The sequence below is a fragment of the Variovorax sp. genome, from assembly GCF_035634955.1.
Lineage (GTDB): Bacteria > Pseudomonadota > Gammaproteobacteria > Burkholderiales > Burkholderiaceae_C > Variovorax.
Window position 1 is genome coordinate 203,594 of the sequence record NZ_DASQBZ010000027.1, and the last position, 26,026, is coordinate 229,619.

The 26,026-nt window shown below is 70.7% G+C and carries 19 protein-coding genes; 13 read left to right on the forward strand and 6 right to left on the reverse strand.

What is annotated here, in order from left to right:
- The first annotated feature begins 14 nt into the window (after window positions 1-14).
- Window positions 15-1,628 (forward strand): CYTH and CHAD domain-containing protein, encoded by a 1,614-nt coding sequence (locus tag VES41_RS19130; RefSeq protein ID WP_324820295.1) that lies wholly within the window; start codon window positions 15-17, stop codon window positions 1,626-1,628.
- 178 nt (window positions 1,629-1,806) lie between these two features.
- The gene (locus VES41_RS19135; RefSeq protein WP_324820296.1) at window positions 1,807-6,642 is read left to right on the forward strand and encodes an NAD-glutamate dehydrogenase; all 4,836 of its coding nucleotides are present in this window, start codon (window positions 1,807-1,809) and stop codon (window positions 6,640-6,642) included.
- A 75-nt stretch (window positions 6,643-6,717) separates the two neighbouring features.
- On the opposite strand, the gene VES41_RS19140 is transcribed toward VES41_RS19135, so the two are convergent.
- Window positions 6,718-7,683, reverse strand: a complete 966-nt coding sequence (locus VES41_RS19140) for a LysR family transcriptional regulator (protein WP_324820298.1) — start codon at window positions 7,681-7,683, stop codon at window positions 6,718-6,720.
- Between the two features lie 120 nt (window positions 7,684-7,803).
- Between VES41_RS19140 and VES41_RS19145 the strand changes: the two genes are divergently transcribed.
- The 9 genes from VES41_RS19145 to ydiK all read left to right on the forward strand — a co-directional run bounded on the left by VES41_RS19145 (window position 7,804) and on the right by ydiK (window position 16,454).
- A complete protein-coding gene (locus VES41_RS19145; RefSeq protein ID WP_324820300.1) occupies window positions 7,804-8,364 on the forward strand; it encodes a cupin domain-containing protein in 561 nt (186 codons plus the stop codon).
- Between the two features lie 4 nt (window positions 8,365-8,368).
- Complete coding sequence (locus tag VES41_RS19150) at window positions 8,369-9,373, forward strand: hypothetical protein (RefSeq protein ID WP_324820302.1); 1,005 nt, start codon at window positions 8,369-8,371, stop codon at window positions 9,371-9,373.
- A gap of 48 nt (window positions 9,374-9,421) precedes the next feature.
- Complete coding sequence (locus tag VES41_RS19155) at window positions 9,422-10,492, forward strand: C4-dicarboxylate TRAP transporter substrate-binding protein (protein WP_324820304.1); 1,071 nt, start codon at window positions 9,422-9,424, stop codon at window positions 10,490-10,492.
- A gap of 6 nt (window positions 10,493-10,498) precedes the next feature.
- On the forward strand, window positions 10,499-11,065 hold the full coding sequence (locus VES41_RS19160; RefSeq protein ID WP_324820306.1) for a TRAP transporter small permease: 567 nt from the start codon (window positions 10,499-10,501) through the stop codon (window positions 11,063-11,065).
- A complete protein-coding gene (locus VES41_RS19165; RefSeq protein WP_324820308.1) occupies window positions 11,062-12,372 on the forward strand; it encodes a TRAP transporter large permease in 1,311 nt (436 codons plus the stop codon). The genes VES41_RS19160 and VES41_RS19165 overlap by 4 nt, the downstream gene beginning before the upstream one ends.
- A gap of 16 nt (window positions 12,373-12,388) precedes the next feature.
- Window positions 12,389-12,982, forward strand: a complete 594-nt coding sequence (locus VES41_RS19170) for a cupin domain-containing protein (RefSeq protein ID WP_324820309.1) — start codon at window positions 12,389-12,391, stop codon at window positions 12,980-12,982.
- The gene (locus VES41_RS19175) at window positions 12,979-13,956 is read left to right on the forward strand and encodes an alpha/beta hydrolase fold domain-containing protein (protein ID WP_324820312.1); all 978 of its coding nucleotides are present in this window, start codon (window positions 12,979-12,981) and stop codon (window positions 13,954-13,956) included. Before VES41_RS19170 ends, VES41_RS19175 begins: the two co-directional genes overlap by 4 nt.
- Before the next feature lie 18 nt (window positions 13,957-13,974).
- Complete coding sequence (locus VES41_RS19180) at window positions 13,975-15,159, forward strand: Bcr/CflA family efflux MFS transporter (protein ID WP_324820314.1); 1,185 nt, start codon at window positions 13,975-13,977, stop codon at window positions 15,157-15,159.
- A 110-nt stretch (window positions 15,160-15,269) separates the two neighbouring features.
- Window positions 15,270-16,454 (forward strand): AI-2E family transporter YdiK, encoded by a 1,185-nt coding sequence (gene ydiK / locus VES41_RS19185; protein ID WP_324820316.1) that lies wholly within the window; start codon window positions 15,270-15,272, stop codon window positions 16,452-16,454.
- Here the strand turns inward: ydiK and VES41_RS19190 are convergent.
- From VES41_RS19190 to VES41_RS19205, 4 genes are all read right to left on the reverse strand, one after another.
- Window positions 16,432-18,513, reverse strand: coding sequence for a TonB-dependent receptor (locus VES41_RS19190; RefSeq protein WP_324820318.1), 2,082 nt, complete (start codon window positions 18,511-18,513; stop codon window positions 16,432-16,434). The two genes, ydiK and VES41_RS19190, sit on opposite strands and share 23 nt — an antisense overlap.
- 104 nt (window positions 18,514-18,617) lie before the next feature.
- Window positions 18,618-19,097, reverse strand: coding sequence for a nickel-responsive transcriptional regulator NikR (gene nikR, locus VES41_RS19195; protein WP_324820320.1), 480 nt, complete (start codon window positions 19,095-19,097; stop codon window positions 18,618-18,620).
- A 43-nt stretch (window positions 19,098-19,140) separates the two neighbouring features.
- Window positions 19,141-20,049 carry an NAD(P)H-hydrate dehydratase gene (locus VES41_RS19200; protein WP_324820322.1) on the reverse strand — a complete coding sequence of 303 codons (909 nt, stop codon included), beginning with the start codon at window positions 20,047-20,049 and terminating at the stop codon, window positions 19,141-19,143.
- A gap of 26 nt (window positions 20,050-20,075) precedes the next feature.
- On the reverse strand, window positions 20,076-20,873 hold the full coding sequence (locus tag VES41_RS19205) for a histidine phosphatase family protein (protein WP_324820324.1): 798 nt from the start codon (window positions 20,871-20,873) through the stop codon (window positions 20,076-20,078).
- A 233-nt stretch (window positions 20,874-21,106) separates the two neighbouring features.
- Between VES41_RS19205 and VES41_RS19210 the strand changes: the two genes are divergently transcribed.
- Window positions 21,107-23,527: a catalase gene (locus VES41_RS19210; RefSeq protein WP_324820325.1), complete on the forward strand. Its 2,421-nt coding sequence runs from the start codon at window positions 21,107-21,109 to the stop codon at window positions 23,525-23,527.
- Between the two features lie 41 nt (window positions 23,528-23,568).
- Window positions 23,569-24,192, forward strand: coding sequence for a UdgX family uracil-DNA binding protein (locus VES41_RS19215; RefSeq protein ID WP_324820327.1), 624 nt, complete (start codon window positions 23,569-23,571; stop codon window positions 24,190-24,192).
- Between the two features lie 3 nt (window positions 24,193-24,195).
- Here VES41_RS19215 and VES41_RS19220 read toward each other — a convergent pair whose 3' ends face one another.
- Window positions 24,196-25,974, reverse strand: coding sequence for a thiamine pyrophosphate-requiring protein (locus VES41_RS19220; RefSeq protein WP_324820329.1), 1,779 nt, complete (start codon window positions 25,972-25,974; stop codon window positions 24,196-24,198).
- Window positions 25,975-26,026 lie beyond the last annotated feature (52 nt).

The window sequence follows — 26,026 nt, forward strand, 5'->3', positions numbered from 1 at the left end:
TGGATTCTGCCGGCATGGCAACATCGCTCTCCGGGCACCGACTGCCCGGTTGCGACATCGACGTGCGCGCCATGAAGGAAATCGAGTTCAAGTTCGACATCCCGCCCGAGCGCCTGCCCGCGCTCGAGAAGGAGCTGCGCACGGCCACTGCCACGCGCACGCACCTGGTCGCACGCTATTTCGACACCGCCGCCGGCGACCTGGGCGCGCATCATGTGGCGCTGCGCCTGCGCAAGGAGGGGCGGCGCTGGGTGCAGACGCTCAAGGCGATGGGCGAGGCCGGCCCGCTGGTGCGGCTCGAGCACAACGTGGACCTGGGCGTGGCCCGTGCCGGCCAGCCGCCCGTCGCCGATCCTGCGCGCCACCGCGGCACGCCTGCCGGCGATCGGCTGGAGGCCGTGCTCGCCAAGGCCGACGGCCCGCTCGTCGAGACCTTCTGCACCGACATCTGGCGCCTGGCGCGGCGCACCCGCGTCGGCGGCGCCGCCATCGAGCTGGCGCTCGACACCGGCGAGGTCTATGCGCCGGAAAGCGCGGCCGGGCCACGGCGATCCTCCCCGGTGTGCGAACTCGAGCTGGAACTGCTCCATGGCCCGTTCGACGGCCTGGTGGCGGCGGCGCAGCGCTGGCGTGCGCGCCACGGCCTGTGGCTGAGCAGCCTGACCAAGGCCGGGCGGGGCGAACGCGTGCGCGCGTTGCAGGCCGGGCGGCCGCTGGCGCTGGCGGCGCGCGCCGTGCCGGTGCGGCTGGACGGCAGCAGGGCCGGCCCGATCACCGGCGCGGCGGTTCAGCGCGCCGTGCTGGCCAGCGTGCTGGCGCAGGTGCTGCCCAATGCCAGCGAGGTGGCCGCTGGCAACGAGGACGAGGAGGTGCTGCACCAGTTGCGCGTCGGCATCCGGCGCACGCGCACCGCCTTGCGCGAACTCGATCCGCTGGCGCCCGCGAGCCTGCCGGCCGCGGCGGTCGAGCCGGCGCTGACCGAGGCTTTCCGCCTGCTGGGCGCGCGGCGCGACCGGGTGCTGGCGGCGCAGGCGTTGCAGCCGGCACTCGACGGGGCCGGCGCGCCGGCCATGGACCCGTCGCTGCCGGCCCGCGAAGGCGATGGCGCATCCACCCCCGCAGCGGTCGTGCGGGCGCCGGCGTTCCAGGCCGCGCTGTTGGCCCTGCTGAGCCACTGCGGCGCCGCCGATGCGGGCGGGCACGCGGATGCCGCAGGTGCGGCCGACGCGCACGCGGTGCGCGAACTGCTGCGCCAGCGCCTGCAGAAACTGCACCGCCAGGTCGTGCGGGACGGCCGGCGCTTCGAGTCGCTGGCGCCGCTGCTTCAGCATCGGGTGCGCAAGCGCGCCAAGCGCCTGCGCTACCTGTGCGAGTTCGTGACGCCGTTGTTCGACGAGAAGAAGGTCGCGCGCTATGCCAAGCGCCTGCTGCCCGTGCAGGACGCGCTGGGCACGTTCAACGACCGGCTGGTGGCGTGCGCCTTGTACCGCGAGCGCGCCGAGACCGATCCGCGCGCCTGGTTCGCCGTCGGCTGGCTGGCCGCGCAGGCGCCGCTGCAGGCGCGCGACTGCCGCAAGGCGCTGGCCCGGCTGGCCGGTGCCAGGTGCTTCTGGACCGACGAGGGTTGACCGCCGGGCCCGGCAGAATCGTCCGGGCCCCGGCTGCGGCCCTTGCCTTTCTGCGCCGGGGCTCTCACAGTGGCGGCGGCAGGGAGTTCCCGCGGCCGGAACGCCGCTGACCCCGGGCCGACATCCGGCCCGCGTAGATTTGCGGGCTGGTCAATCCAAGAACATCAGGAGGATATTCATGCAGGTTTCCGAAACGGCAGGCGCGGCACGCGCCGGCGAGCGGCTGGACGAGGTCGAGCGGCTCATCCGCTCGAAAGTCACCGACCCGCACGGTGCGCAGCAACTGCTGGCGTTCGCGCAGCGCTATTTCCGCAACGTCGACCCGGAGGACCTGCTCGACCGCGAGCCGGCCGACCTGTACGGCGCGGCGCTGTCGCACTGGGGCTTCGCGCGCCAGCGCGAGCCGGGCCGGGTCAAGCTGCGCGCCTTCAATCCGAGCGTGGCCGAGCACGGTTGGCAATCGACCCACACCATTGTCGAGATCGTCAACGACGACATGCCGTTCCTGGTCGACACGGTGACCATGGAGGTCAACCGCCACGGCCTGACGCTGCACCTGATCATTCACCCGCTGCTGGCCGTGCGGCGTGACGCTTCTGGCCAGCTCGAGGGACTGGACGGGCAGGGCGCGGCCGGCGAGTCGTTCATCCACGTCGAGGTCGATCGCGTGGCCGACCCGGCCCAGCTGCAGGCCCTGGAGGCCGACCTGCGCCGCGTGCTCGGCGACGTGCGCGCATCGGTGTCCGACTGGCAGGCGATGCAGGACAAGGTGCTGGAGATCGTGGCGGGGGTGCAGGACGGTGCGTTGCCGGTGCCGCCCGACGAGCTGGCCGAGGACGTCGCCTTCCTGCGCTGGCTGGCCGACGGCCACTTCACGTTCCTGGGCTACCGCAGCCACGACCTGGTCACCACTGCCGACGGCGAGGACGGGCTGCGCGCGGTGGCGGGGTCGGCCCTGGGCATCCTGCGCGCGGCGGCCAGCGAGACCGGCGCGAGCTTCGCCGCGCTGCCGCGCGAGGTGCGGGCGCAGGCGCGGCTGCCGCAGCTGCTCATCGTCACCCAGTCGACCTCCCGCTCGACCGTGCATCGGCCGGGCTACCTCGACTACATCGGCATCAAGCGATTCGACGCCGCCGGGCAGGTCTGCGGCGAGCACCGGTTCCTGGGCCTTTTCACTTCCACCGCCTACAGCGCCAGCCCGGCCGACATTCCGCTTCTGCGCAAGAAGGTGGCGGACGTGCTGGCCCGCGCCGGCCTGGCGCGCGGCAGCCATTCGGGCAAGGCGCTGGTGCACCTGCTCGACACCTATCCGCGCGACGAGCTGTTCCAGACCGGGCCGGACGAGCTGCTGGCCACCGCCATGGGCATCCTGCACCTGGAGGATCGGCAGCGCTTCCGGCTGTTCGTCAGGCGCGACCCGTACCAGCGCTTCGTCTCCTGCCTGATCTACGCGCCGCGCGAGAACTACACGACCGAGCTGCGGCAGAAGTGGCAGGCCCTGCTGCTGCAGGCCTTCAACGGCGTGGGCGCCGACTTCGACGTCCACTTCTCCGAATCGATCCTCGCGCGGGTGCACATCACCGTGCGCACCCGCCCCGGCCAGATCCCGGATTTCGACGTGCGCGAGCTCGAGCAGCAGCTCGCGGCTGCGGCCCGGCGCTGGGTGGACGACCTGCGCAGCGCGCTGATCGAGACCGAGGGCGAGGCGCGCGGCAATGCGCTGCTGCGCCGCTTCGGCGCCGCCTTCCCGCCCGGCTACCGAGACGAATTCCCGGCCCGCGCGGCGGTGCACGACATTGCGCTGATCGACCAGCTCGACGACGCCCGCCCGCTGGGCATGAACCTGTACCGGCCGCTGGAGGCGCCGCCCGGCGAGTTGCGCTTCAAGCTGCTGGTGCGCGGCGCACCGCTGGTGCTGTCGACCAGCCTGCCGATGATGGAGCACCTGGGCATGAAGGTGCTGGACGAGCATCCGCATCGCATCGCCCCGCCGGGCGAGGCGCCGGTGTGGGTGCACGACTTCGGCCTGCGCAGCGGCCTGGGCGAGGCGGAGCTCGACGTGGACGCGTTGCGCCCGGTGTTCGAGGAGGCTTTCGCTGCCGTGTTCGACGGCAGTGTCGAGAACGACGATTTCAACCGCCTGGTGCTGGCCGCGCGTATTCCGGTGCACCGCATCGTGGTGCTGCGCGCCTACGCCAAGTACATGCGGCAGATGGGGTTCGCGCTGTCGCAGGCGTTCATCGAATCCACGCTCGTGGCCAATGCCGCCATTGCGCAGCAGCTGGTGGACTTGTTCGTCCTGCGCTTCGATCCTGCCGCCGGCGGCGGGGCGGATGCCGGCGACATCGAGGCCAAGGTGGCGGCCATCGAGACGGCGCTGGAGCAGGTGGCCAACCTGTCCGAGGACCGCGTGCTGCGCCACTACCTGGCGTTGATCATGGCGACCACCCGCACCAACTTCTGGCGCCGCGATGCGCAGGGCCGCCGCCGTGCCTTCCTGTCGTTCAAGTTCGACTCGCGCCAGGTGCCCGAGCTGCCCGAGCCACGGCCGATGTTCGAGATCTTCGTGTATTCCACCCGCTTCGAGGGCGTGCACCTGCGCGGTGGCCGGGTGGCGCGCGGCGGCCTGCGCTGGTCGGACCGGCCGGAAGACTTCCGCACCGAGGTGCTGGGCCTGGTGAAGGCGCAGATGGTCAAGAACACGGTGATCGTGCCGGTCGGATCCAAGGGTGGGTTCGTGCTCAAGCGCGCCCCGTCGCCGGCCGACCGCGAGGCCTGGATGAAGGAGGGCGTGGCCTGCTACCAGGACTACCTGCGCGGCCTGCTGGACATCACCGACAACCGCACCGGCACCGCCATCGTGCCGCCGCCGGACGTGCGCCGGCACGACGAGGACGACCCCTACCTGGTGGTGGCCGCCGACAAGGGAACCGCCACGTTCAGCGACTATGCCAACGGCATCAGCGCCGAGTACGGCTTCTGGCTGGGCGACGCCTTCGCCTCCGGCGGCTCGGTCGGCTACGACCACAAGGCCATGGGCATCACCGCGCGCGGCGCCTGGGAGTCGGTCAAGCGCCATTTCCGCGAGCTGGGCATCGACACCCAGAGCCAGGACTTCACCGTCGCCGGCATCGGAGACATGTCGGGCGACGTGTTCGGCAACGGCATGCTGCTGTCGCGCCACATCCGGCTGGTGGCCGCGTTCGACCACCGGCACATCTTCCTGGACCCGACACCGGACGCGGCCGCCAGCTTCGCCGAGCGCGAGCGCCTGTTCCGGCTGCCGCGCTCATCCTGGGCCGACTACGACGCATCGCTCATCTCCGAGGGCGGCGGCATCCACGCGCGCAGCGCCAAGTCGATCGCGCTCACGCCGCAGGTCAAACAGGCACTGGGCATCGACGCGGCGCTGGAGCATCTCACGCCGACCGCGCTGGTCAGCGCCATCCTGAAGGCGCCCGTGCACCTGCTCTACAACGGCGGCATCGGCACCTACGTGAAGGCGAGCGAGGAAACCCATGCGCAGGTGGGCGACCGGGCCAACGACGCCCTTCGCGTCAACGGGCGCGAGCTGCGCTGCCAGGTCCTGGGCGAGGGCGGCAACCTGGGCTGCACGCAGCTCGGGCGCATCGAGTTCGCGCGGGCCGGCGGGCGCATCAACACCGACGCCATCGACAACTCGGCCGGCGTCGACACCTCCGACCACGAGGTCAACATCAAGATCCTGCTGGGCCTGCCGATTGCCGAGGGCGAGCTGACGGAAAAGCAGCGCAACGCGATCCTGCCGGAGATGACCGACGAGGTGGCGCAACTGGTGCTGCGCGACAACGTCTACCAGACGCAGATCCTGTCGGTCACCGGCCGTGTCGCGCCGCAGCTGCTGGACGCGCAGACACGCTTCATGCAGTTCCTGGAGAAGGCCGGCCGGCTCAACCGCGCCATCGAGTTCCTGCCCGGCGACGAGCAGCTGGCCGAGCGCCGCGCCGCCGGCCAGGGCCTGACCACGCCCGAACGGGCGGTGCTGCTGGCCTACGGCAAGATCTGGCTGTACGACGAGCTGCTCGAATCGCCGCTGCCGGACGACCCCTGGGTGGCCACCGCACTGTCGCGCTACTTCCCCAGCCTGCTGCGCGAGCGCTTCGCCGGGTACATGTCGCGGCATCCGCTGCGGCGCGAGATCATCGCCACGCACGTGACCAACAGCGCGCTCAACCGGGTCGGCAGCACCTTCGTGCACCGGCTGGTGGAGACCACCGGCGCGCGTCCGTTCGAGGTGGTTCGCGCCTACCTCATGGCGCGCGAGATCTTCGGCATGGTCGCGCTGTGGGAGGCGGTCGATGCACTGGACAACCGGGTCGACGACGCGGTGCAGGCACGGCTGCTGACCGACTGCAGCCGGCAACTGGAGCGGGCCACCAAGTGGCTGCTGCGCTCGCCCCGGCTGGCCGAGCCGATTCCCGACGTCGTGGCCCACTTCAAGCCCAACGTCGAGGCGCTGGCGGCGCGGCTGCCGCAACTGCTCGACGCCGACGAGCGCGCGCGCGACGAGGCGACCGTGGCGGCCTACACCGGCGCCGGCGTGCCGCGCGAGCTGGCCGAGCGCGTGGCGACCTTCGATTCGCTCAACGCCACGCTCGACATTGCCGAGCTGGCCGGCAGCGCGCAGGCGCCCGTTGAGCTGGTGGCCGCCGTCTACTTCGACCTGGCCAACACCCTCGGCACTGCGTGGCTGCGCGACCGCATCGGCGCCCTGCCGGGCGACCAGCACTGGCAGATGCTGGCCAAGGCCGCCATGCAGGACGACCTGTCCGGCCTCGAGCGTGCCATGACCGGCGCCGTCCTGGCCGGCGGCGCCGCCGGCAGCGGCGCCCCGGCGCTGGTGCAGACCTGGCGCGACGCCCACGCACGCGAACTGGCGCGGGCCGGGCGGCTCGTCACCGAGCTGCGCGCAGTGCCGGCGCCGGATGCGGCGATGCTTTCGGTGGCGCTGCGGGAGTTGCGGGCGCTGGCCTGAAGCGGCGCGCCGGGCATGCGTGCGCGGCGGGGGGCGCGTTGCCAGGCCCCGTGCATCGCATGGCCTCGATGGAGCCTAGCCGGTGCCGATGCCGCTGCGCAGCAGGGAGCCCGCGGGCGCCGGCTCCTCGCGCATCAGTGCCTGCGTGACCTCGCGCAACTGCTCGCGCACGAAAGCCTGCAGGCCGAGCCGGTGCGTCCGGTCGTGCCAGACCATGCTGCAGCGCACGGTGGCGACCTCGAAAGGCAGCGGCTGCACCTGCAGCGGCAGGAACGAGGCATAGTGGGTGGCCATCCAGGTGGGTAGCGTGGCAATGTGCGTGCTGCGCGCGACGATGTAGGGAATCGGCGGCAGCGACGCCACGCGAACCATGCGCTGGCGCGCGTGGCCCAGCGCGCCCAGCGCCTCGTCGATGGTCGTCTCCATGGTCGAGCGCGCCGAGAACGGCGAGCCGAACACAACGTGCGTGGCATCCAGGTAGTCCTGCAGTGCCAACGGATCAGCGGGACCCTGCGAATGGGCGCGTATGCAGGACAGGCCCTGGGTGAACAGGTTCATGCAGCGCAGGTCCGAGGCGAGGTCCGGGAAGTGGCCGACCGCGATGTCGCATTCGCCCTCGACAAGCCAGTCGCGCAGGCGCTCGGCGTCGGGCAGCCGGATGTCCAGCCGTACCTGCGGCGCGGCCAGTGCGAGCGCGCCGGCGAGCGCCGGCATCACCGCGATGCCGACCGAATCCGGCGCGGCAATCGACACGTGGCCGGCCGCCTGCTGCGGATCGAGCGGCGCCTCGTTGCCGAAGATCTCATCCACCAGCGCCAGGCTGGCGCGCACCTTGTCCGTCAGCGTTTCGGCCCGCTCGGTCAGGCGAAAGCCCTGCGGGGTGCGGATCAGCAGCGGGTCGCCGGTCAGCTGGCGCAGGCGCGCCAGCGCGTTGCTCATGCCCGGCTGGCTCATCTCCAGCTTCTGCGCGGCGCGGGTCACCGAGCGTTCGCTCAGCAATGCGTCCAGGCACACGAGCAGGCTGATGTGATTGCGGCTCATGCGCAAGTTCTCCATCCCCGCCGTGAATGTCGGCATTGCATGCCGTTGGTTGTGGGGGTCGTCGCGGGGTGTTGCAATGGTCGCTCCCTTCCGGGGACTATAAGTAAAAGGAGACTTGCGTTGGCCATCACCACGATCCGCCCCACCGCGCAGGAGATGCACCGCTGCGTCGCGCGCTTCTCGGACCTCACGCGCTGCGACGAGGGGCTGCCCGACATGCAGCTGCCCGAATGCCGGCGCGCCTTTCTCAATGTGCTGGGGTTCGACCAGCCGAGTGGAGAAGGCCGGTTCTCGCCATTCGGCGACAAGGCCCGGGCGCGCGTGTCGCACCTGACGGCCGGTTTCGGCATCTCGTTCATCCAGGCCGCGCCGGGCAAGGGCGTGCTGATGCACACGCACGACACTGTCGAGACGTTCATGGCCATGAAGGGCCGCTGGAAGGTGCAGTGGGAGGGCGCGGACGGCGACGACCACGTGGTGCTGGAGCCGCTCGACTTCATCGCTTGCCCGGTCGGGGTGCAGCGCCGTTTCGAATGCGTCGCGCCGCCGGACGGCGAGGCCGAGGGCCTGCTGCTCGGCGTGATCGGCGGCAACGCCCCCGCGGCGGAAATATCGCCGCAGGGCATTCGCCGGCTGGTCGAGGCCGGCATCTTCCCCGCGGACGCCGCCGCGGGCTGCTGAGCGCATGGCCACCATTGCGCAGCGGCCTGACGCGCAGACGGCCGAGCCCGCCGACGACCGTGCCCGCTTCCACATCCCCGTCAATCACTTCAAGCCGCTGCAGGCGCGGGCGGCCAGCGGTTCCTTCGAGGCCGAGCGGCTGCAGGTCGTGCAAGGTCCGTGGCCGGTGCGCAGCCGCGCGCTCGCGCTCGACCGGTCGGCCGAGCTGGGCCTGGACAGCCCGGCCACGACGCCGACCATGCTCGCGCACTACCTTCAACTGCGCGCCGCGGATCCCTTGTCGCAGAGCGAGCCGGCACTGTCCCGCCTGTACTACGTGCACAGCGGCAGCGGCCGCTCGCTGGCCGGCGACGAGGTCGTGCCATGGGCGGCCGGCGACGTGCTGGTGCTGCCCGCCGCCAGCGGCGTGCGCCACGAGGCGAGCGCCGATTCGCTCGTCTTCACCGTCTCGGACGAACCGCTGTGGCGCTACCTGGGGGTGAGGGCGCTGTCGCAGCGCCGGCCTGGCGCGGTGCGCTACACGGCCGCCGCCATCGCCGGCGAGATGGCCCGGCTCGACCAGCTGGCAGGCCGCGAGGAGGCGGTCGGGCGGGCCGTGATCTTCACCCGCGACACGCTGGAGCCAGCGCACCTGACCACGCCCTTTTTCATCGCCAACATCAACACGCTGGAGGCCGGCCGTGACCAGCGCGCCCATTGCCACAACGGCGCCGCGCTGACGCTGAGCCTGCAGGGCGAGAGCTGCAGTTCCTTCGTGGCCGGTCAGCGCATCGACTGGGCGCCGCTGGGCGTGATGGTGACCCCCGCCGGCGCCGCACATTCGCACCACAACCGCGGCAGTCGCACGATGATCAGCCTGGTGGTGCAGGACTCGGGTTTCTACCAGCATGCGGGCGTGTCCGGCTTTCGCTTCGCACCGGACGAGGACCCGCGCGCGGCGGCGGCCATTGACCGGACCAATGTCGGCATTGCCGCGGCTGTGGTTGCGGCACCGCGACACATTGCGTAACGTCGGTGCGGGGTTCCCGCCCCGGCGATCAGAACATCAGGAGACAGCGTGAAACTCAGACTTCTCGGCGGTGCGCTCGGCATCGCGCTGCTCGTCGCGCACGGCGCCGCGCAGGCCCAGACCGTCACCCACAAGCTCACCTTCGCCTCGGGCTACCCGGCGGCCTTCGCCTGGACCGACGAGCAGGTCAAGACCTTCCTGCCCGGCGTGAACAAGGAACTGGAGAAGGCCGGGTCCAAGCACAGGGTGGAGTGGAACGTGGCGGTCGGCGGCACGCTCGCCACCATGCCGAACATGCTGGACGCGGTCTCGACGGGGCTGGCCGACATGGGGCACGTGGTGCACCTGTTCGAGCCGGCGCGGCTGCCGCTGCAGAACGTGGTGTCGGCCGCGCCGTTCGCCACCGACGACCCGCGCCTCGCGACCAAGGTCCTGCACGACATGCAGAAGACGATGCCGGCGATGCAGAAGTCCTGGTCGAATCTCAACCTGGTCTACCTGACCAGCTATTCCTTCGACAGCTACCTGTTGATTTCGCGCAGGCCGGTCGCCAGCGTCACCGACGTGAAGGGCATGAAGGTGGCCGCGGCAGCGTCGAACACGCTGTGGCTGGAAGGCACCGGCGCATCGCCGGTGGCCGCCACCATGGGCACGGCCTACAACGACATGAAGACCGGCGTCTACGACGCGGCCATCAACTCGGCGCTGCTGTCGGCCGCAGGCAAGATGTACGAGGTGGCCCCGCAGATCGTGCGCACGGGCTTCGGCGCCATCAACGCCTTCGACATCGTGTTCAACAAGGCGAGCTGGGACCGGCTGCCGGCCGAGGTCCGGCAGGCCATCCAGCGTGCGGCCGACGCCCACCAGGAGGCGATGGTGGCGCGCATCGAGCGCGAGACGGACGCCGCCTTCGAGACCATGCGCAAGCACGACGCGGCCATTACGGCGCTGAGCGCCGACGAACGCGTCAAGTGGGCCAACACGCTGCCCAACATCGCCGAGCGCTGGGCCGCACCGCTCGAGGCCAAGGGCCTGCCGGCGCGCGAAGTGCTGCGCACCTACGTCGAGAACCTGCGCAAGGCCGGCGCGCAGCCGGCGCGCGACTGGACCAGGCCCTGATCCGGCATGGCGCAACTCGATCTCGATGCCGCCGCCGCGTCGGCGCAGCCGGCGGTGCAGCCCGGGCTGCCCGACCGCCTTCTGGGCTGGCTGTGCGCCGCGCTGAACGCGGCCGGCACGGTGCTGATCGGCTTCATCATGGTGGTGATCAACGTCGACGTGTTCGGCCGCTTCCTGTTCGGCAAACCCCTCACGGGCGTCACCGAGATGGTGATCGCGTCCATCGCGGCCATCGTGTTCCTGCAGTTTGCCGACACGCTGCGAGCGGGGCGCATCATCCAGGCCGATGCGCTGCTTCGGCTGCTACAGGCGCGCCTGCCGCGTGGCTACCACGCGCTGCAGGCGCTGTTCCACCTGCTCGGTGCGCTGACTTTCAGCGTGATCCTGTATGCCACGGTGCCGTTCCTGCAGCGCGCCATCGCCAGTGGCGACACGTACGGCAACCCCGCGGTGTTCTCGCTGCCCAAGTGGCCGGTGCGGGCCATCATGATCGTCGGCTGCGCGGCGGTGCTGTTGCAGTTCCTGCTGCTGGCCTGGCGGCACCTGGAGGCAGTCTGGGGAGAGCGCAAGTGAGCGGCACCGCGATAGGCCTGTGGTCGATCCTGTTCCTGGTGCTGCTGGTCTACAGCGGCATGCATGTGCCGGTCGTGATGATCATCGTGTCCTTCGTGGGCATATGGCTGATCCGAGACAACGTCGAGTTGGCCGGCACCATGCTCGCGTTCGCCGCCACCGACTCGATCGAGGCGTACGTGTTCGGCGTCATCCCGCTCTTCGTGCTGATGGGGCTGCTGGTGATGATCGCGGACCTGGGCAAGGACAGCTTCGCGGTGGCGCACCAGGCGTTCCGCAAGCTGCCCGGCAACCTGGGCATCGCCACCGTCATGGCCAATGCGATCTTCGCCGCGATCACCGGCGTGAGCGTGGCGGCCGCCACGGTTTTCAGCAAGCTGGCGGTGCCCGAGATGATCCGCTACGGCTACGACAAGCGCTTCGCGGTGGGCGTCGTGGCCGGCAGTTCGGTGCTGGGCATGCTGATCCCGCCGAGCGTGCTGTTCATCATCTACGGACTGGTGACCAACACGTCGGTGGGCGACCTGTTCCTGGCCGGCATCATCCCGGGCATCGTGCTGGCGGTGGCGTACGCGGCCATGATCTGGCTGCGGGCGCGCCGCCATCCGGCGCTGTTCGGCCGCAACGAGGCCTCGGCGGCCTTCGCGCCGCTGGGCAAGCGACAAATGGCCGGCATGCTGCTGCCGATCCTGCTGCTGATCGTGCTGGTGCTCGGCGGCCTGTACGGGGGCGTGTTCACCGCCACCGAGTCGGGCGCCGTGGGTGCGCTCGGCGCGCTGGCGATCGCGCTGGCCAAGAAGCGGCTGTCGGCCCGCGGGTTCTGGCGGCTGCTCACCGAAACCGGCCACGTCACCGCGTCGCTGATCCTGCTGATTATCGCGGCCAACGTCTACTCGCGCATGCTCGCGGTGTCCGGCCTGCCGATGTACCTGGCGCAGGCGATCCAGGAGGCCGGGCTCGGCTTCGTCGCGCTGATGGCGGTCTACCTGGTGGTGCTGCTCATCCTGGGCACGCTGATGGATTCGGCGTCGATCCTGCTGATCTGCGTGCCGCTGTTCCTGCCCGTGTTCCAGGCCTTCCAGGTCGACGTCGTGTGGCTGGGCGTGATCACGGTCATCGTGGTCGAGATCGGACTGCTCACGCCGCCGTTCGGCATGGCCGTGTTCATCGTCAAGGCCTCGATCAACGACAGCAGCATCTCGCTGCACGACATCTTCATGGGCACCTTGCCGTTCGCGGCCGTCATGCTGGCGGTGGCGCTGATGGTGATCGCCATGCCGTGGATGGCCACGGCATTCATCCGCTGAAACAGGAGGCACTTGCATGAACATCCCGATGAGGACGATCTCGGTCACCCCCGAGCAGATGGAATCGCGCATCGCGCGCTTCGACCAGTTGCAGCCGCAAAGCGCCATGTACCAGAGCGAGACCGGCATCCCGCGCGAAGCCTACGAACTGATGGCCGCAAAGACGCTGTACCTGCTGATGGCGCCGGCCAGCCAGGGCGGGCCGATGGCGCAGAAGCCGGCCATCGACGGCGAGAAGGGCCTGTCGGTGATCATCGCCCGCTGCCCCCCGGGCGACAAGCCGCTGCTGCATGCGCACTTCAAGACGCACGAGACGTTCATGTGCCTGACCGGGCGTTTCCGGATCCGCTGGGGCGACCAGGGCGAGCACGAGACCTTCCTGCAGCCGTTCGACATGATCGCGGTGCCGCCGGGCGTGTGCCGCGACTTCACCAACGTCGGTGACGACGACGCACTGCTGCTGGTGCTGATCACCGGCAAGGGAGACGAGGACTTCAACGACATCGCCGTCGGCCCGGAGGACAGCAAGATGATGGTCGAACGGTTCGGCATGGACGTGATCCACAGGTACCAGAAGATCGGCACCGAGTTCATGGGCGTGACGGTGTGAGCGCGCCGCCGCCGCCCTGGGTCGACCCCGAAGTGCCGGCCATGGGCGCGGCGCTGCGCGAGCGCGGACTGGCCGCGCCGCTGCTGGAGGCGGCGCCCGTGGCGCAGTCGCGCGCTGCCTACGACGCCATCGGCGCGTTCCTGTCGGAAGGCAGCGTGCCCCTGCAGCGCGAGGCGCAGGTTCAGGTGCCTGGCCCGCACGGGCCCGTGCTCTGCCGCGTGCACCTGCCGGATGGCGCGGTCTCGCCGGTGCCTGCGGTCGTCTATTTCCATGGCGGCGGCTTCGCCCTCGGGCGCATCGACGAGTGGGACGCCATGATGCGCGAACTGGTGCGCGACAGCGGCGCGGCAGCCGTCGACGTGCAATACAGCCCGTCGCCCGAAGCGCGCTTTCCCGTCCAGTTCGAGGAGGCGGTGGCCGTCGTCCGTCACTTTGCCGCGCGTGGGGCCGAATACGGTGTGGACGGCGATCGGCTGGCGGCCGCCGGCGATTCCGCAGGCGCCAACCTGGCGCTGGCCGCGGCATGCGCGCTACGCGATGCCGGCGAGACGCCGCTGCGGGGGCTGCTCCTGTACTACGGCGTGTACTCGTGGGACACCACCGCCGATTCGTGGCAGCGGCTCGGTGACGGCCGCTTCGGCTTGTCGGCTGCGCAGCTCGACTGGATCCGCGATCACTATCTTGCGCAGGAAGCGCAGCGGCGCGACTGGCGCGCCGCGCCGCTGCTGGCACGCATGGAAGGCTTGCCACCCGTCGACCTGCATGCCGCCAGCCTCGACCCGCTGCTCGATGATTCGAATGCGCTGCAGCAGCGCCTGCAGGCTGCGGGCGTGCCGGTGCGGCTGCAAGTGCACGACGGCGTGCCGCACGGGTTCATTCGCAGCGGTCGATTCCTGTCGGCTGCGCGGCGAGCCGTGGCCGGCGGCGCGACCAGCCTGGGCCACTGGCTCGGCACCCGGGCTGCGCTCGGCTGACAAGGGCCGGGTGCGAACGTGGCCGCCGCGCCCGCGTCCTCGCTGCTGCTGCTGTTCTGCGCCACCGCGATCGCGCCACTGGGCCTCAACGTCATCGTGCCGGCGCTGCCGGCCATCGGCGCCGCCTTCGAAGCGCCGCAGTCGGCCGTGCAGCTGACGCTGTCGCTGTACCTGCTCACCTATGCGCTGGCCCAACTGCTGCTCGGTCCGCTGTCCGACCGCTTCGGGCGGCGCCCGGTGCTGCTGTGCGCCACCGGGCTGTTCGTGTCGGCGAGCATCTGGGCTGCGCTTGCGCCGGATTTCGGCGTTCTGATGGTCGCCCGCGTGCTGCAGGCCCTGGGCGGCTGCGCAGCGCTGGTCGTGCCGCGCGCTGCAGTGCGCGATGCCCATCTCGGGCCGGATGCGCTGCGCGCGATGTCCCGCGTCACGCTGGCCGTGGCCGTCATGCCTGCGCTGGCTCCGCTGCTGGGCGGCATGCTCATTGGCGCATGGGGCTGGCGCACGGTGTTCCTGGCCTGCGCCGTGTATGGCGCCGTCTTGTGGGTCTGGCTGTGGCTTTGTTTCGCCGAGACGCTGCCGCCGGCACGGCGCACGGGATCCAACCTGCGTGGGACGCTGCGAGGCCAGGCAGCGCTGCTGCGCTGTCCGGCCTATGTGGCCTATGCGGCCAACCTGGCGCTCCTCGGCGTCGGGTTCATGGCGTTCATCTCGATCGCGCCGGCGCTGCTCATCGGCCGGCTGGGCGCAAGCCCGGCGGGCTACGGTGCCTGTCAGCTGTTGCTCGGCGCGGCGGTGGTGGGCGGGGGGCTGGCCACGCCGGCTGCGGCCCGTCGCTTCGGCGCTGACGGCGCGCTGCTGCTGGCCAGCCTGGTTGCCGCCGCCGGATTGGGCGTCGTGCTGGCGCTTGCCGGCACGCTGTCGGTGCCGCGGCTGCTCGGCCCGATGCTTCTCTATGCGCTCGCCAGCGGGGTCTGCCTGCCGCTGGCGCTCAACGGCGCTGTCGGCGTCGCCGCGCATGCCGCGGGCGCGGCGGCGGCGCTGGCAGGCTTCTGCCAGATGGGGGCGGGCGCGGCGGCCGTGTTCGCGATCAACCAGTTCGGCAGCGCCGTGGCCCCGTTCGCGGCATGTTCGCTGGGCAGCGCGCTCGCGGGCGCGGCGATGCTGGCGCTGGTGCGCAGGCCCAGGCCGCGCCGGATCGCCTGAGGTGGCGCTGCACATCGGCTGATCGGGGGTGCGATAGGGGCCGCCCGCCAGCCGCCATCCGTCGCGTCCCCTGGGCTAGGATGTCGGGCAATTGAGGAGAGCCCGACGAGATGACGAATTACCGCACCGACCTGGCCAAGATCACCTTCGGCGTGCTGTGCATCGTGCTGCTGATCGGCTCGGCGCTGTGGATCCTGCGGCCTTTCCTGGGCGCCACCATCTGGGCCGCGATGGTCGTTGTGGCCAGCTGGCCGGCGCTGCTGTGGCTGCAGTCGCGCCTGTGGGGCAGCCGGGGCCTGGCGGTCGCGGCCATGGTGCTGATCCTGCTGCTGCTGTTCGCGTTGCCGCTGACGTTGGCCATCTCCACCGTGGCCGAGCATGCCGACGTGGCCTACGCCTGGGTCCGCTCGCTGATCGACCAGGGGCCGCCGCACCTGCCGGACTGGCTGCGCAACCTGCCGTTCATCGGCGAAAAGCTCGGCACCACCTGGGACGACCTGGTCGCTTCCGGCATGGCCGGCCTTCAGACCCGCGTCACACCTTACCTGAGCGAGGTCACGACGTGGGTGCTGTCGCAGGCCGGTGTCGTCGGCGCGCTCACGGTGCAGATCCTGCTCACGGTCGTCATCGCCGGCGTGATGTACCTCAACGGCGAGACCGGCGCGCGCGTGGTGCAGCGCTTTGGCTGGCGGGTCGGCGGCGAGCGCGGACAGGAGGCTGTGGTGCTGGCCGGCAAGGCCATCCGCGGCGTGGCGCTGGGCGTGGGGCTGACGGCGCTGATCCAGGCGGTGATCGGCGGCATCGGGCTGGCGGTTGCCGGCGTGCCGCTGGCGGCGCTGCTCACCGCCGTCATGTTCATGCTGTGCATCATCCAGGTCGGGCCCACGCTGGTGCTGCTGCCGGCCACCATCTGGGTGTTCTGGAGCGGTGCCACCGGCTGGGGCATCTTCCTGGCGGTGTGGACGCTCATCGTCGGCACTATGGACAACTTCCTGCGGCCCTGGCTCATCAAGCGCGGCGCCGACCTGCCGCTGCTGCTCATCTTCGCCGGCGTCATCGGCGGCCTGTTCGCCTTCGGCCTGGTGGGTGTGTTCGTCGGGCCGGTGATGCTGGCGGTCTCGTACACGCTGATCGACGCGTGGCTGGATGACAGCGAGCCCCCGGAGATGACGGGCGAGGTGCCGCTGCCGCCGATCGCCGAGGTCGATGTGGTGCAGGTACCGCAGGTGGGCGTCGACGGCGCGCCGCGCACTTCGCGCGCGCCGGCCGCGGTCAGAACGCCCAGCGCGCGCTGACCCGTACCGTGCGCGGCTCCATCGGATGGATGTGGCGATCGTCGATGCCGGCGCCGCAGGCGCCACTGGCCACTTCCCCAGCGGTGCACGACGCGTAGTAGTACTCGATGTCGTTGCCCTTGCTGCCGGCCAGGTTGAACACGTCCACGCCAAGGGTGAGGTGGCGGTTGACCGCGTAACGCGAGCCGAAGTTGAGCAGCGTGGTCGCGCTGGAGCGCACGCTGTTCGTGGTGTCGAGCGCACGCGGGCCCATGTAGCGCAGCCGCAGCGTCGCCATCAGCGGGCCATGCGTCCACACCACGCCGGCCGACACGGCGGTCTCGATCGCGTTGTCGACGTAGTCGCCTTCGCCCTCCGGCGCCGGGCCGCGAAAGCGGGCGCGGGACAGAGCGCCGTCGAACTCGAAACGCCACGTCGATGACGGTGTCCAGCGCAGGCTGGTCTCGACGCCGCGGCGCTGGCTGGGCCGGCCCGGCTCGGTGGTGCCGGCGTCGCCGACGTAGACCAGTTCCGAATCGAGGTTGAGCATCCACAGCGCGGTGGTCAGGCTGAGCTGTTCGCCAGGCGCGAAGCGCCATCCCGCTTCGCCGCCGTGCCCCTTCACGAGCGCCGGCACCCGGTCGGCTGGCAGCCCGCTTTGCGGATCGACGCTGATGGTGGCGCCGCGCACGTCGTTGCTGTGGTACCCGCTGCCGGCGTTCAGGTACAGCTCGTTCGCCGGCGTCACGGTGAATGCCAGTCCGGCCTTCGGGCTGACCAGCGCGTCGTGTCCGCTGCCGCTGTTGCCCGGCCCATACACCGGTTCGCGGCCCTCGACGTCGTAGCGCAGCATGTCGCCGCGCAGGCCGAAGTAGCCGCGCCAGCGGTCGCTGAAGTTGAGCAACTGCTGGCCGTAAGCCGAGACGAGGTCCTGCGACACCCGGTCGTCGCGCACCGTCCGGTCGCGCTCGCGTGCCCGCGTATCGTAGAGGCCAACGCTGCCGATGCGGTCGCCGCGCCACTGCGCGCCGAAGCTCAGCACGCCGTCCATGCCGGCCAGGCGGTTGGGCAGCGAACGCGCGGCCTGCGCGCCGAAGATGCGGCGCCGGTCGGTCTGCTCGAACTGGTCGCCCGCGTCCGGATCGTTCAGGAAGTAGGTGAAGTTCGAGAACAGGTCGAATTGGTAGTCGATGGCGTAGGCACTGACCTGCGTCTGGCCCTCGGGCGAGTTGTCGAACCACTGGCCCGACAGGCTGAGCCGCCGCGTGCTGCCCCCGTCCGTCGGGTCCAGCGAGCCGTAGCGGCCGAGGTCGCCCGAATCGACCAGGCGCTGCGGAATCTGGTCGGTGGCGTTCCAGTCGCTCTTGTAGGCCATGCCGGTCAAGCTGAAGCCGCGCACCTGGCTGCCCTGCGAGTAGCGCAGCACGGCATTGGCCTTGCGCAGATCCTCCGGCACGTCCCAGGGGCCGTCGTTGCCCTGCAGCTCCAGCGCGCCCATCCAGGTCTGGTCCTGCACGGTCCGCGAGCCGGCGGCGAGCAGGCGGCGGTAGCCGTCGCCGCCGAGGGTCAGCTCGGCAAAGGGCGCATCGATCGCGCTCACGTAGTCCATGCTGGCGCTGCCGGCGAGGGAAAAGTCGCCGTTGTCGACGAAGTACGGCCCCTTGCGATAGCGCACGCCCGAGACCAGCTCGGGAATCAGGAAGTTCAGGTCGGCATAGCCCTGGCCATGGCCGTGCGATGGCATGTTGACAGGCATGCCGCTGACGGTCATGGCGAAGTCGGTGCCGTGGTCGAGGTTGAAGCCACGCAGGAAATACTGGTTGGCCTTGCCATCGCCCGAATGCTGCGTGGCCACCACGCCGGGCACCGCCTCGACGATGTCGCCGGGACGCAGCTTGGGCCGCGTCTGGAAGGACTCGCGTTCTGCCGCCCCCTCGCTGGCGCTGTCAGCGGTGCCGATCGTGGCGTCGCGCGGTCCGCGCACCTCGATCTCGGGCAGATGGGTCGATTGGGCGTGGGCGACGATGCCGGTGCCGGGCAGAAGGGCCACCGCGGCACAGGCGTTGAGAGCGAGTTTCATGCGTAAGAGAATATTGCAATTGTTCTTACGCAAGGCCCACGCAAGACGCATTCCGGCCTGTACTTAGGTAGCAGGGGTCCGCCGGGGCAACCCGGCGGACCCCTTCAGTTGCGCGGGCTCAGGTGGATGTGCGTGCCGGCGCCGCCCTCGTGGCGATGCGACCTGCGATCGGCTTCGAGCAGCACCATGTGCACCTGACCGTGGCGAACGCCCTTGAGCGCGATCAGCTGGTCGGCCAGTGCGCGGACCGGCTTAGCCGGGCCACGCAGCACCGCGGTTTCAAGGCAGTGATGATGGTCCAGGTGCGTGCGCATCGAGGCGACGACGAGGTCGTGATGCTGATGCTGCAGGTCCAGCACGCGCACGGCCACCGTCTGGTCATGGTGGTCATAGACATAGCTGAGGTTGGCCACGCACCATCTTGCGCGGGCCGCGTCCGCGCCGCTGTCCTGCGTCGCGCCGCCCAGGCGCGCACGGATGAGGTCGCGCACGGCCTCCGACCGGTTCACGTAGCCCTTGTGCGCGATGAATCCGTCGAACTGGCGGGCCAGCTCGTCGTCCAGCGAGATGGTGAAGCGTTGCATGGCGCGATTGTGCAGGCAAGGCGGCCGCAGGCGCCGTGCGCCGCTAGCCGTGGCGGCCGGCAGCGACGCCGCGGATCACGCGCGGAAATTCGTCGCACAGTTCGCGTGCCAGAAATCCCACCCGGCAGCCGAGGCGCCGTTGCACCGCGGCCCCCGACGCCGCATGCACCCAGATGCCCCAGGCCGCTGCATGCAGCGCGGGCAGCCCGCGCGCCGCCAGTCCCGCGACGAGGCCGGCGAGCGTGTCGCCGGAGCCCGAGGTCGCCAGTCCCGGGTCGCCGCCGTCGAAGTGAAGCATCGATCCATCGGGCGCGCCGAGAAAGGTGCGCGCGCCCTTGAGCGCAACGCATGCCTGCCAGCGCAGAGCGGCCGAGCGCGCGAATGCCTCCGGGTCGGCGCAGACCAGCGCCTTGCTGCGTCCGCTCAGGTGTGCCATTTCGCCCGCATGCGGCGTGAGCACCACGCCGGCGCAGGCGGTGGCGAGGTGCGGCGCGACCGCCAACGCCGACATGGCCAGCGCATCCAGGACCACTGTCGCCCCGGTGCAGCATGGCAGAAGCTGCCGCACCAGCGCGATCGTGCCGGCTTCGCTTTGCATGCCCGGGCCGGCCAGCACGGCGTCGGCGGCGCGCGCGGCTTCCTTCACGCCGGCCGGCACGCGCGCGCCGCGCGCTGGGTCGTCGGGCAGCGGGATGACCCGCGCCTCCGGCATGGCGACAGCCACCGCAACGGCCACGCGCCGCGGCACCGCCAGGGTGAGCTTGCCGGCCCCCGCGCGCAGCGCCGCGGTGGCGGCGAGCACGGCGGCGCCGGGAATCTCGCCGCTGCCGCCGACGACCAGCACGTGGCCGCGCACTTCCTTGTCGCCGTCGGCGTCGATCGGCGGAAGGGGCCAGCGGCGCAGCGTTGTGCGGGTCAGGGCGAAGGCACGGTGGGCGGTGGCGGCGGGCATGCGTGCGCGGTTCCGGCGTGCCGGCCTCAGGGCTTGGCGCCGGCTGGCTCGTCCGGTGCTCGGGTGACGGGCGTGTGCGTCTGGAGCAGGGGTGCGACGAAGTTCACCAGGTCGGGCTCCAGGGCGGTGTCCAGCGGCGAGGCCGCCTGCCGTGCCTGCGCGCCCTGGTACGACGTGACCGCGCAGTTGGGCACGTCGCCTTGGCGGTCGATCTCCAATATGCGGCGCTCGTCCAGATGCTCGAGCAGGTAGCGCATGCAGTTGACGATGACCTGGTGCGCCACCACCAGTACGCGCCGCTGCGCGTATTCGCGGGTGATCATCTCCAGCAGGCTGCGCAGGCGCAGGATGACGTCGCACCAGCTCTCGCCGCCCGGGGGCCGGAAATAGAACTTGCCGACATGCTGGCGCTGTTCGTCCAGAGCCGGATGCTGCTGGCGGATGCCCACCTTGGTCAGCCGGTCGAGGATGCCGAACTCCTTCTCGCGCAGCCGCTCGTCCAGGCGCAGCGCAACGCCGTCGCTGCCGTCCGCACGGCGCTGGGCGACGAGTGCCTCGGCCACGGAGGCGGCGGTCTGGCGCGCACGCTCGTACGGCGAGCACAGGATGACCTGCGGCGCCTGGTGCTCCGGCATCTGCGCGAACCAGCCGCCGAGCGCGCGCGCCTGCTCGTGCCCCAGGTCGGACAGGGGCACGTCGATGTCGCGCCACGCCAGGTCGATCACCGGCAGGCCGCCGGATTCGGCGGCGTCGCGCGCCACGTTGCCGGCACTTTGCCCATGCCGGACGATCCACAGCGTTTCTGGCCAATCGGCGGTGTTCACGCCGCGATGCTCGGCGAGGCGGCGGGCCCGCGCGCGTAGGAGGACGCGTTCAGCCCGAGTCGGCCGGGGTGCCACGCCGGGGCGGCGGCGGCGCGACGTTGCCGGACCGTGCATCCGGACGGCGCATCGCTTTCGCCGGTGCTGCGCGGTTGTCCTACCGCCGCGGCGCACCCGGTTCACTAGGCTGAACAGGATTGCCCACCCATCCCACTCATTCAAGCCGGAGCCCACGCATGCCCAAGAAGACACCAGCCCAGGACGATCTGGCCGCAGCCCGCGCCGCCGCACGCAACACCGATAGCGCGCCCGCCCATCCCGCGCCGCCGGCCGCCGCCAAGGGCGACGCACCTGCCACCCGCGCCGCGCAAGTCCAGGCGATGGCGGCCGCATTGCCGGAGAACGCCAACAAGGCGCTGGAACATGGCGAGGCCAACGCCTCCGCCACCCCGGTCGGCCAGACGGCTGGCGTGGCGCCCGGCCTGGCCGGCGCCAGCAGCCTGTCCGAATCGCAGGCGTCCGCCAAGACCGGCAAGCCGGCCCGCGAAGGCGTGAACGCCGCCGGCGGCAACCTGGACCGGGTGCGCGCCGATTCCACCGGCCAGCGCCTGACCACCAACCAGGGCGTGCCGGTCGCCGACAACCAGAACTCGCTCAAGGCCGGCGCACGCGGGCCGGTGCTGCTGGAAGACTTCGTCCTGCGCGAGAAGATCACGCACTTCGACCACGAGCGCATTCCCGAGCGCATCGTGCACGCGCGCGGCTCCGGCGCGCACGGGTATTTCGAGTGCACGGATGCGGCGACCGACCTCACGCGCGCGGCGCCGTTCGCCGAGGTGGGCAAGCGCACCCCGGTGTTCGTGCGCTTCTCCACCGTTGCCGGCGAACGCGGCTCCAAGGACACGGCGCGCGACGTGCGCGGCTTCGCGGTGAAGTTCTACACCGACGAAGGCAACTGGGACCTGGTCGGCAACAACATGCCCGTGTTCTTCATCCAGGACGCGATGAAGTTCCCGGACCTGATCCATGCGGTCAAGCCCGAGCCGCACCACGGCATGCCGCAGGCCGCATCGGCGCATGACACGTTCTGGGACTTCATCAGCCTGATGCCCGAATCCACCCACATGATGATGTGGGCGATGAGCGACCGCGCCATCCCGCGCAGCTTGCGGACGATGCAGGGCTTCGGCGTGCACACCTTCCGGCTGGTCAACGCGCAGGGCGAAGCCTGCTTCGTCAAGTTCCACTGGCAGCCCAAGCTGGGCACGCATTCCCTGGTATGGGACGAGGCAGTCAAGATTTCCGGCGCCGACCCGGACTTCCACCGGCGCGACCTGTGGGAAGCCATCGACGCCGGCGAATACCCGGAATGGGAGCTCGGCCTTCAGGTCTTCACGCAGGAACAGGCCGACCAGTTCAGCTTCGACATCCTGGACGCGAGCAAGATCGTGCCGGAGGAGCTGGTGCCCATCCGCATCGTCGGCCGCATGGTGCTCGACCGCAACCCCGACAATTTCTTCGCAGAGACCGAGCAGGTCGCCTTCTGCGCCGCGCACGTGGTGCCGGGCATCGACTTCACCAACGACCCGCTGCTGGCCGGGCGCATTCATTCCTACGTCGACACGCAGATCTCGCGCCTGGGCGGTCCCAACTTCCACGAGCTGCCGATCAACGCGCCGCTGGCGCCGGTGCACAACAACCAGCGCGATGGCATGCATCGCCAGGCGGTGCACCGCGGGCGCGTGGCCTACGAGCCCAACTCGCTGGCCGGCGGCTGCCCGTTCCAGGCGGGCGCGGCACAGGGGTTCATGAGTGTGCAGGCGCGAATGGATGCACAGGAGTCGAGCGACAAGGTACGCATCAAGCCCGAGAAATTCGCCGACCACTACACGCAGGCCACGCTGTTCTACGAGAGCCAGACACCGGTGGAGCAGGCCCACATCGCCGCCGCCTTCAGGTTCGAGCTGTCGAAGGTAACGGTTCCTGCCGTGCGTGCGCGCATGGTGGCGGGCCTGCGCAACGTCTCCGAGGAACTTGCGCGCAAGGTCGCCGACGGCCTCGGCATGGAACTGCCCGCCGCGCTGCCCCGGGCCATGGCGTCGCCGGCCAAGCCGGAGGTGAAGAACTCACCCGCACTGTCGCTGATGGCGCGGCCCGGCGACGGCGGCATCCGCACGCGCAAGGTGGCGGTGCTGGTGGCCGACGGCGTCGAAGGGTCGTCCTTGAGGACGCTCGTGTCGGCGCTGGTTGCGCAGGGCGCGGTGCCGCGCCTCGTGGGCCCGCGCCTGGGCACGTTCAAGGGAAGCGACGGCGCGCCCATCGAGGCCGATGCGAGCATGGAGAACAACCCGGGCTTCCTGTTCGATGCGCTGGTGCTGCCCGACGGTGAAGCCGCTGTCCAGGCGTTGGCCGGCGTCGGCAACACCATGGAATTCATCAAGGACCAGTACCGGCACTGCAAGACCATCCTGGCCATCGGCGCCGGACAGGCGCTGCTGGCGCAGGCGGAGGTGCCGATGACGCTGCCCGACGGAGGGGCAGACCCCGGCCTGCTGCTGGCCGACGCCGCGCAGGCCGCGGCTGCGGCCGATGCGTTCATCGCCGCCATCGCCAGGCACCGGCACTTCGAGCGCGACAGCGATCCGCCGAGGATCTGAGCGCATCCGGAGGGTCGGGCGCGGTCGACGCAGGCACGGCCATGGCATCCACCGAGCGCGGCCAAGCCGCCCTGACCCGGCTGCATGCCGAGGCGGCACACTGCCGCGAGTGCCCTCTGGGTGCTCGTGCGACGCAGACTGTCTGGGGCGAGGGCGCGCCTTCGGCGTCCCTGATGCTGGTCGGCGAACAGCCTGGCGACCAGGAAGACCTTCAGGGCCGGCCCTTCGTCGGCCCGTCCGGGCGCCTGCTGGGCCAGGCGCTGGCGCAGTTGGGCTGGGACCGCGAGATGCTCTACGTGACCAATGCCGTCAAGCACTTCAAGTTCGAGTTGCGCGGCAAGCGGCGCATCCACAAGACCCCGGGTCAACGCGAGGCGGCGGCCTGCCTTCATTGGCTGGACAGCGAGATCGCGGCGGTCCGGCCCGATGCGATCCTGGCCCTGGGCCGGGTGGCGGCCCGTTCGGTCATGGGACGGGAGGTCTCCGTCATGCGCACCCGCGGGCAATGGCAGTGGCGCGACGACGGCCTGCCGGTGCTGGTGACGCTTCATCCTTCGGCGCTGCTGCGTGGCGACGCCGCCGAGCGGGAGGCGGCCTTCGCGTCGTGGATGGAAGACCTGTCGCGCGCCGCGCATCCGCCCGGGCCAGGCGGCCCCGCGGCCTGACGCTCAGCGCCTGCGGCGCGGGATCAGGCCGGCGAACAGCTGGCGCGCCGTGTTCTTCAGCACGCTGCCCAGCTCGGGCTCGCTTGTGGTCATGCCCATGAATTTGCGTGCCTCTTCCGGGGTCACGTGGGGCGGCAGCGGCGGCACGTTCGGATCGGTGCGGCATTGGAGCACCACGGGCCGCTCGCTCGCCAGGGCCTCGCGCCAGGCATCTGCCAGGCGCTCGGGGTCGTCCACGTAGATGCCGCGCAGGCCGATCATCTCGGCGTACCGGTGGTAGCTGAACTGCGGCACTTCCTGCGTCGACTCGGTCTTGCCCGCACCCGCCTTGATGCGCTCCTCCCAGGTGACCTGGGACAGGTCGCCGTTGTCCAGCACCATCACCACCAGGCACGGGTTCCGCCACTGGCGCCAATACTTGGAGATCGTGATGAGCGCGTTGATGCCGTTCATCTGCATTGCGCCGTCGCCGATCATCGCAATCACCGGCCGGTAGGGGAAGGCCATCTTCGCCGCGATGGCATAGGGCGTGGCCGAGCCCATGGACGCCAGCGTGCCCGACAGCGAACCCATCATGCCGCGCCGCATGCGCACGTCGCGGGCGTACCAGTTGGCCGCGGTGCCCGCGTCGCCGGTGAGGATGGCGTGCTCGGGCAGTTGCGCCGAAAGCTCCCAGAACACGCGCTGCGGGTTGATCGGCTCGGCCGGCTGCATGGCGCGCGCCTTGAGCTTGTCCCACCATTGCGCGACGTCGGCCTCGATCGACGCGCGCCAGTCGCTGCGCTCGCGCGGCGCCAGGTATTCCAGCAGCGCGCGCAGCGTCGCGGCCGAATCGCCGACCAGGCTGACTTCCATCGGGTAGCGCAGGCTCAGAAGGTTGCCGTCGCGATCGATCTGCACGCCGCGTGCCTTGCCGGGCTTCGGTAGGAATTCACTGTAGGGGAACGAGCTTCCCACCATCAGCAGGGTGTCGCACTCCTGCATCAGCTTCCAGCTCGGCTCGGTGCCGAGCAGGCCGATGCAGCCGGTCACCCACGGCAGGTCGTCCGGCAGTGCCGCCTTGCCCAGCAGGGCCTTGGCGCATCCGGCCTGCAACCGGTCCGCCACGGCGATCACCTCGTCGGTGGCGTGCAGCGCGCCGGCCCCCACCAGCATGGCGACGCGCTTGCCCTGGTTGAGCACGTCGGCGGCCGCCATCAGCGCGGCGGCATCCGGCGTGCCCGGGCGCAGCGCATGGCCCACGCCGGTGTGCGTGTAGGCATGGGCGACCGGCGGTTCCTCGTAGTCGAGTTCCTGCACGTCGTTGGGCAGGATCACGCAGGTCACGGTGCGGCGCTCGGCGGCGATGCGCACCGCGCGGTCGATCAGGTGCCGCACCTGCGCGGGCACCAGCGCGGTGGCGACGAAGTCGCTCGCCACGTCCTTGAAGAGCGACTGCAGGTCCACCTCCTGCTGGTAGTGCGTGCCGATGGCGCTGCGCGCCTGCTGGCCGACCAGGGCGACCACCGGAACGTGGTCCATCTTCGCGTCGTACAGGCCCGTCAGCAGATGGATGGCGCCGGGGCCGGATGTCGCATAGCACAAGCCCACCTCGCCGGTGAACTTGGCATGGGCCGACGCCATGAAGGCGGCCATTTCCTCGTGCCGGACCTGGACGAACGCCATGTCCTCGTCCCGGTCCAGCGCCACGTCCAGACCCGCGACGCCGTCGCCGGGGTAGCCATAGACCCGGTGCAGGCCCCATTCGCGGAGCCGCTTCCATACAAATTCGCTGACGTTCATGTGGCCCTCTCGCTGCCGCACCGCCGCCGGCACCGGCCGGCGGGGCATTCGC

Coding starts and splice junctions, on each gene's coding strand:
- VES41_RS19170 (WP_324820309.1), top strand. CDS start 12,389: ATGAACATCCCGATGAGGACGATCTCGGTCACCCCCGAGCAGATGGAA.
- VES41_RS19220 (WP_324820329.1), bottom strand. CDS start 25,974: ATGAACGTCAGCGAATTTGTATGGAAGCGGCTCCGCGAATGGGGCCTG.
- VES41_RS19130 (WP_324820295.1), top strand. CDS start 15: ATGGCAACATCGCTCTCCGGGCACCGACTGCCCGGTTGCGACATCGAC.
- VES41_RS19215 (WP_324820327.1), top strand. CDS start 23,569: ATGGCATCCACCGAGCGCGGCCAAGCCGCCCTGACCCGGCTGCATGCC.
- VES41_RS19140 (WP_324820298.1), bottom strand. CDS start 7,683: ATGAGCCGCAATCACATCAGCCTGCTCGTGTGCCTGGACGCATTGCTG.
- VES41_RS19160 (WP_324820306.1), top strand. CDS start 10,499: ATGGCGCAACTCGATCTCGATGCCGCCGCCGCGTCGGCGCAGCCGGCG.
- VES41_RS19210 (WP_324820325.1), top strand. CDS start 21,107: ATGCCCAAGAAGACACCAGCCCAGGACGATCTGGCCGCAGCCCGCGCC.
- VES41_RS19190 (WP_324820318.1), bottom strand. CDS start 18,513: ATGAAACTCGCTCTCAACGCCTGTGCCGCGGTGGCCCTTCTGCCCGGC.
- ydiK (WP_324820316.1), top strand. CDS start 15,270: ATGACGAATTACCGCACCGACCTGGCCAAGATCACCTTCGGCGTGCTG.
- nikR (WP_324820320.1), bottom strand. CDS start 19,097: ATGCAACGCTTCACCATCTCGCTGGACGACGAGCTGGCCCGCCAGTTC.
- VES41_RS19150 (WP_324820302.1), top strand. CDS start 8,369: ATGGCCACCATTGCGCAGCGGCCTGACGCGCAGACGGCCGAGCCCGCC.
- VES41_RS19135 (WP_324820296.1), top strand. CDS start 1,807: ATGCAGGTTTCCGAAACGGCAGGCGCGGCACGCGCCGGCGAGCGGCTG.
- VES41_RS19200 (WP_324820322.1), bottom strand. CDS start 20,049: ATGCCCGCCGCCACCGCCCACCGTGCCTTCGCCCTGACCCGCACAACG.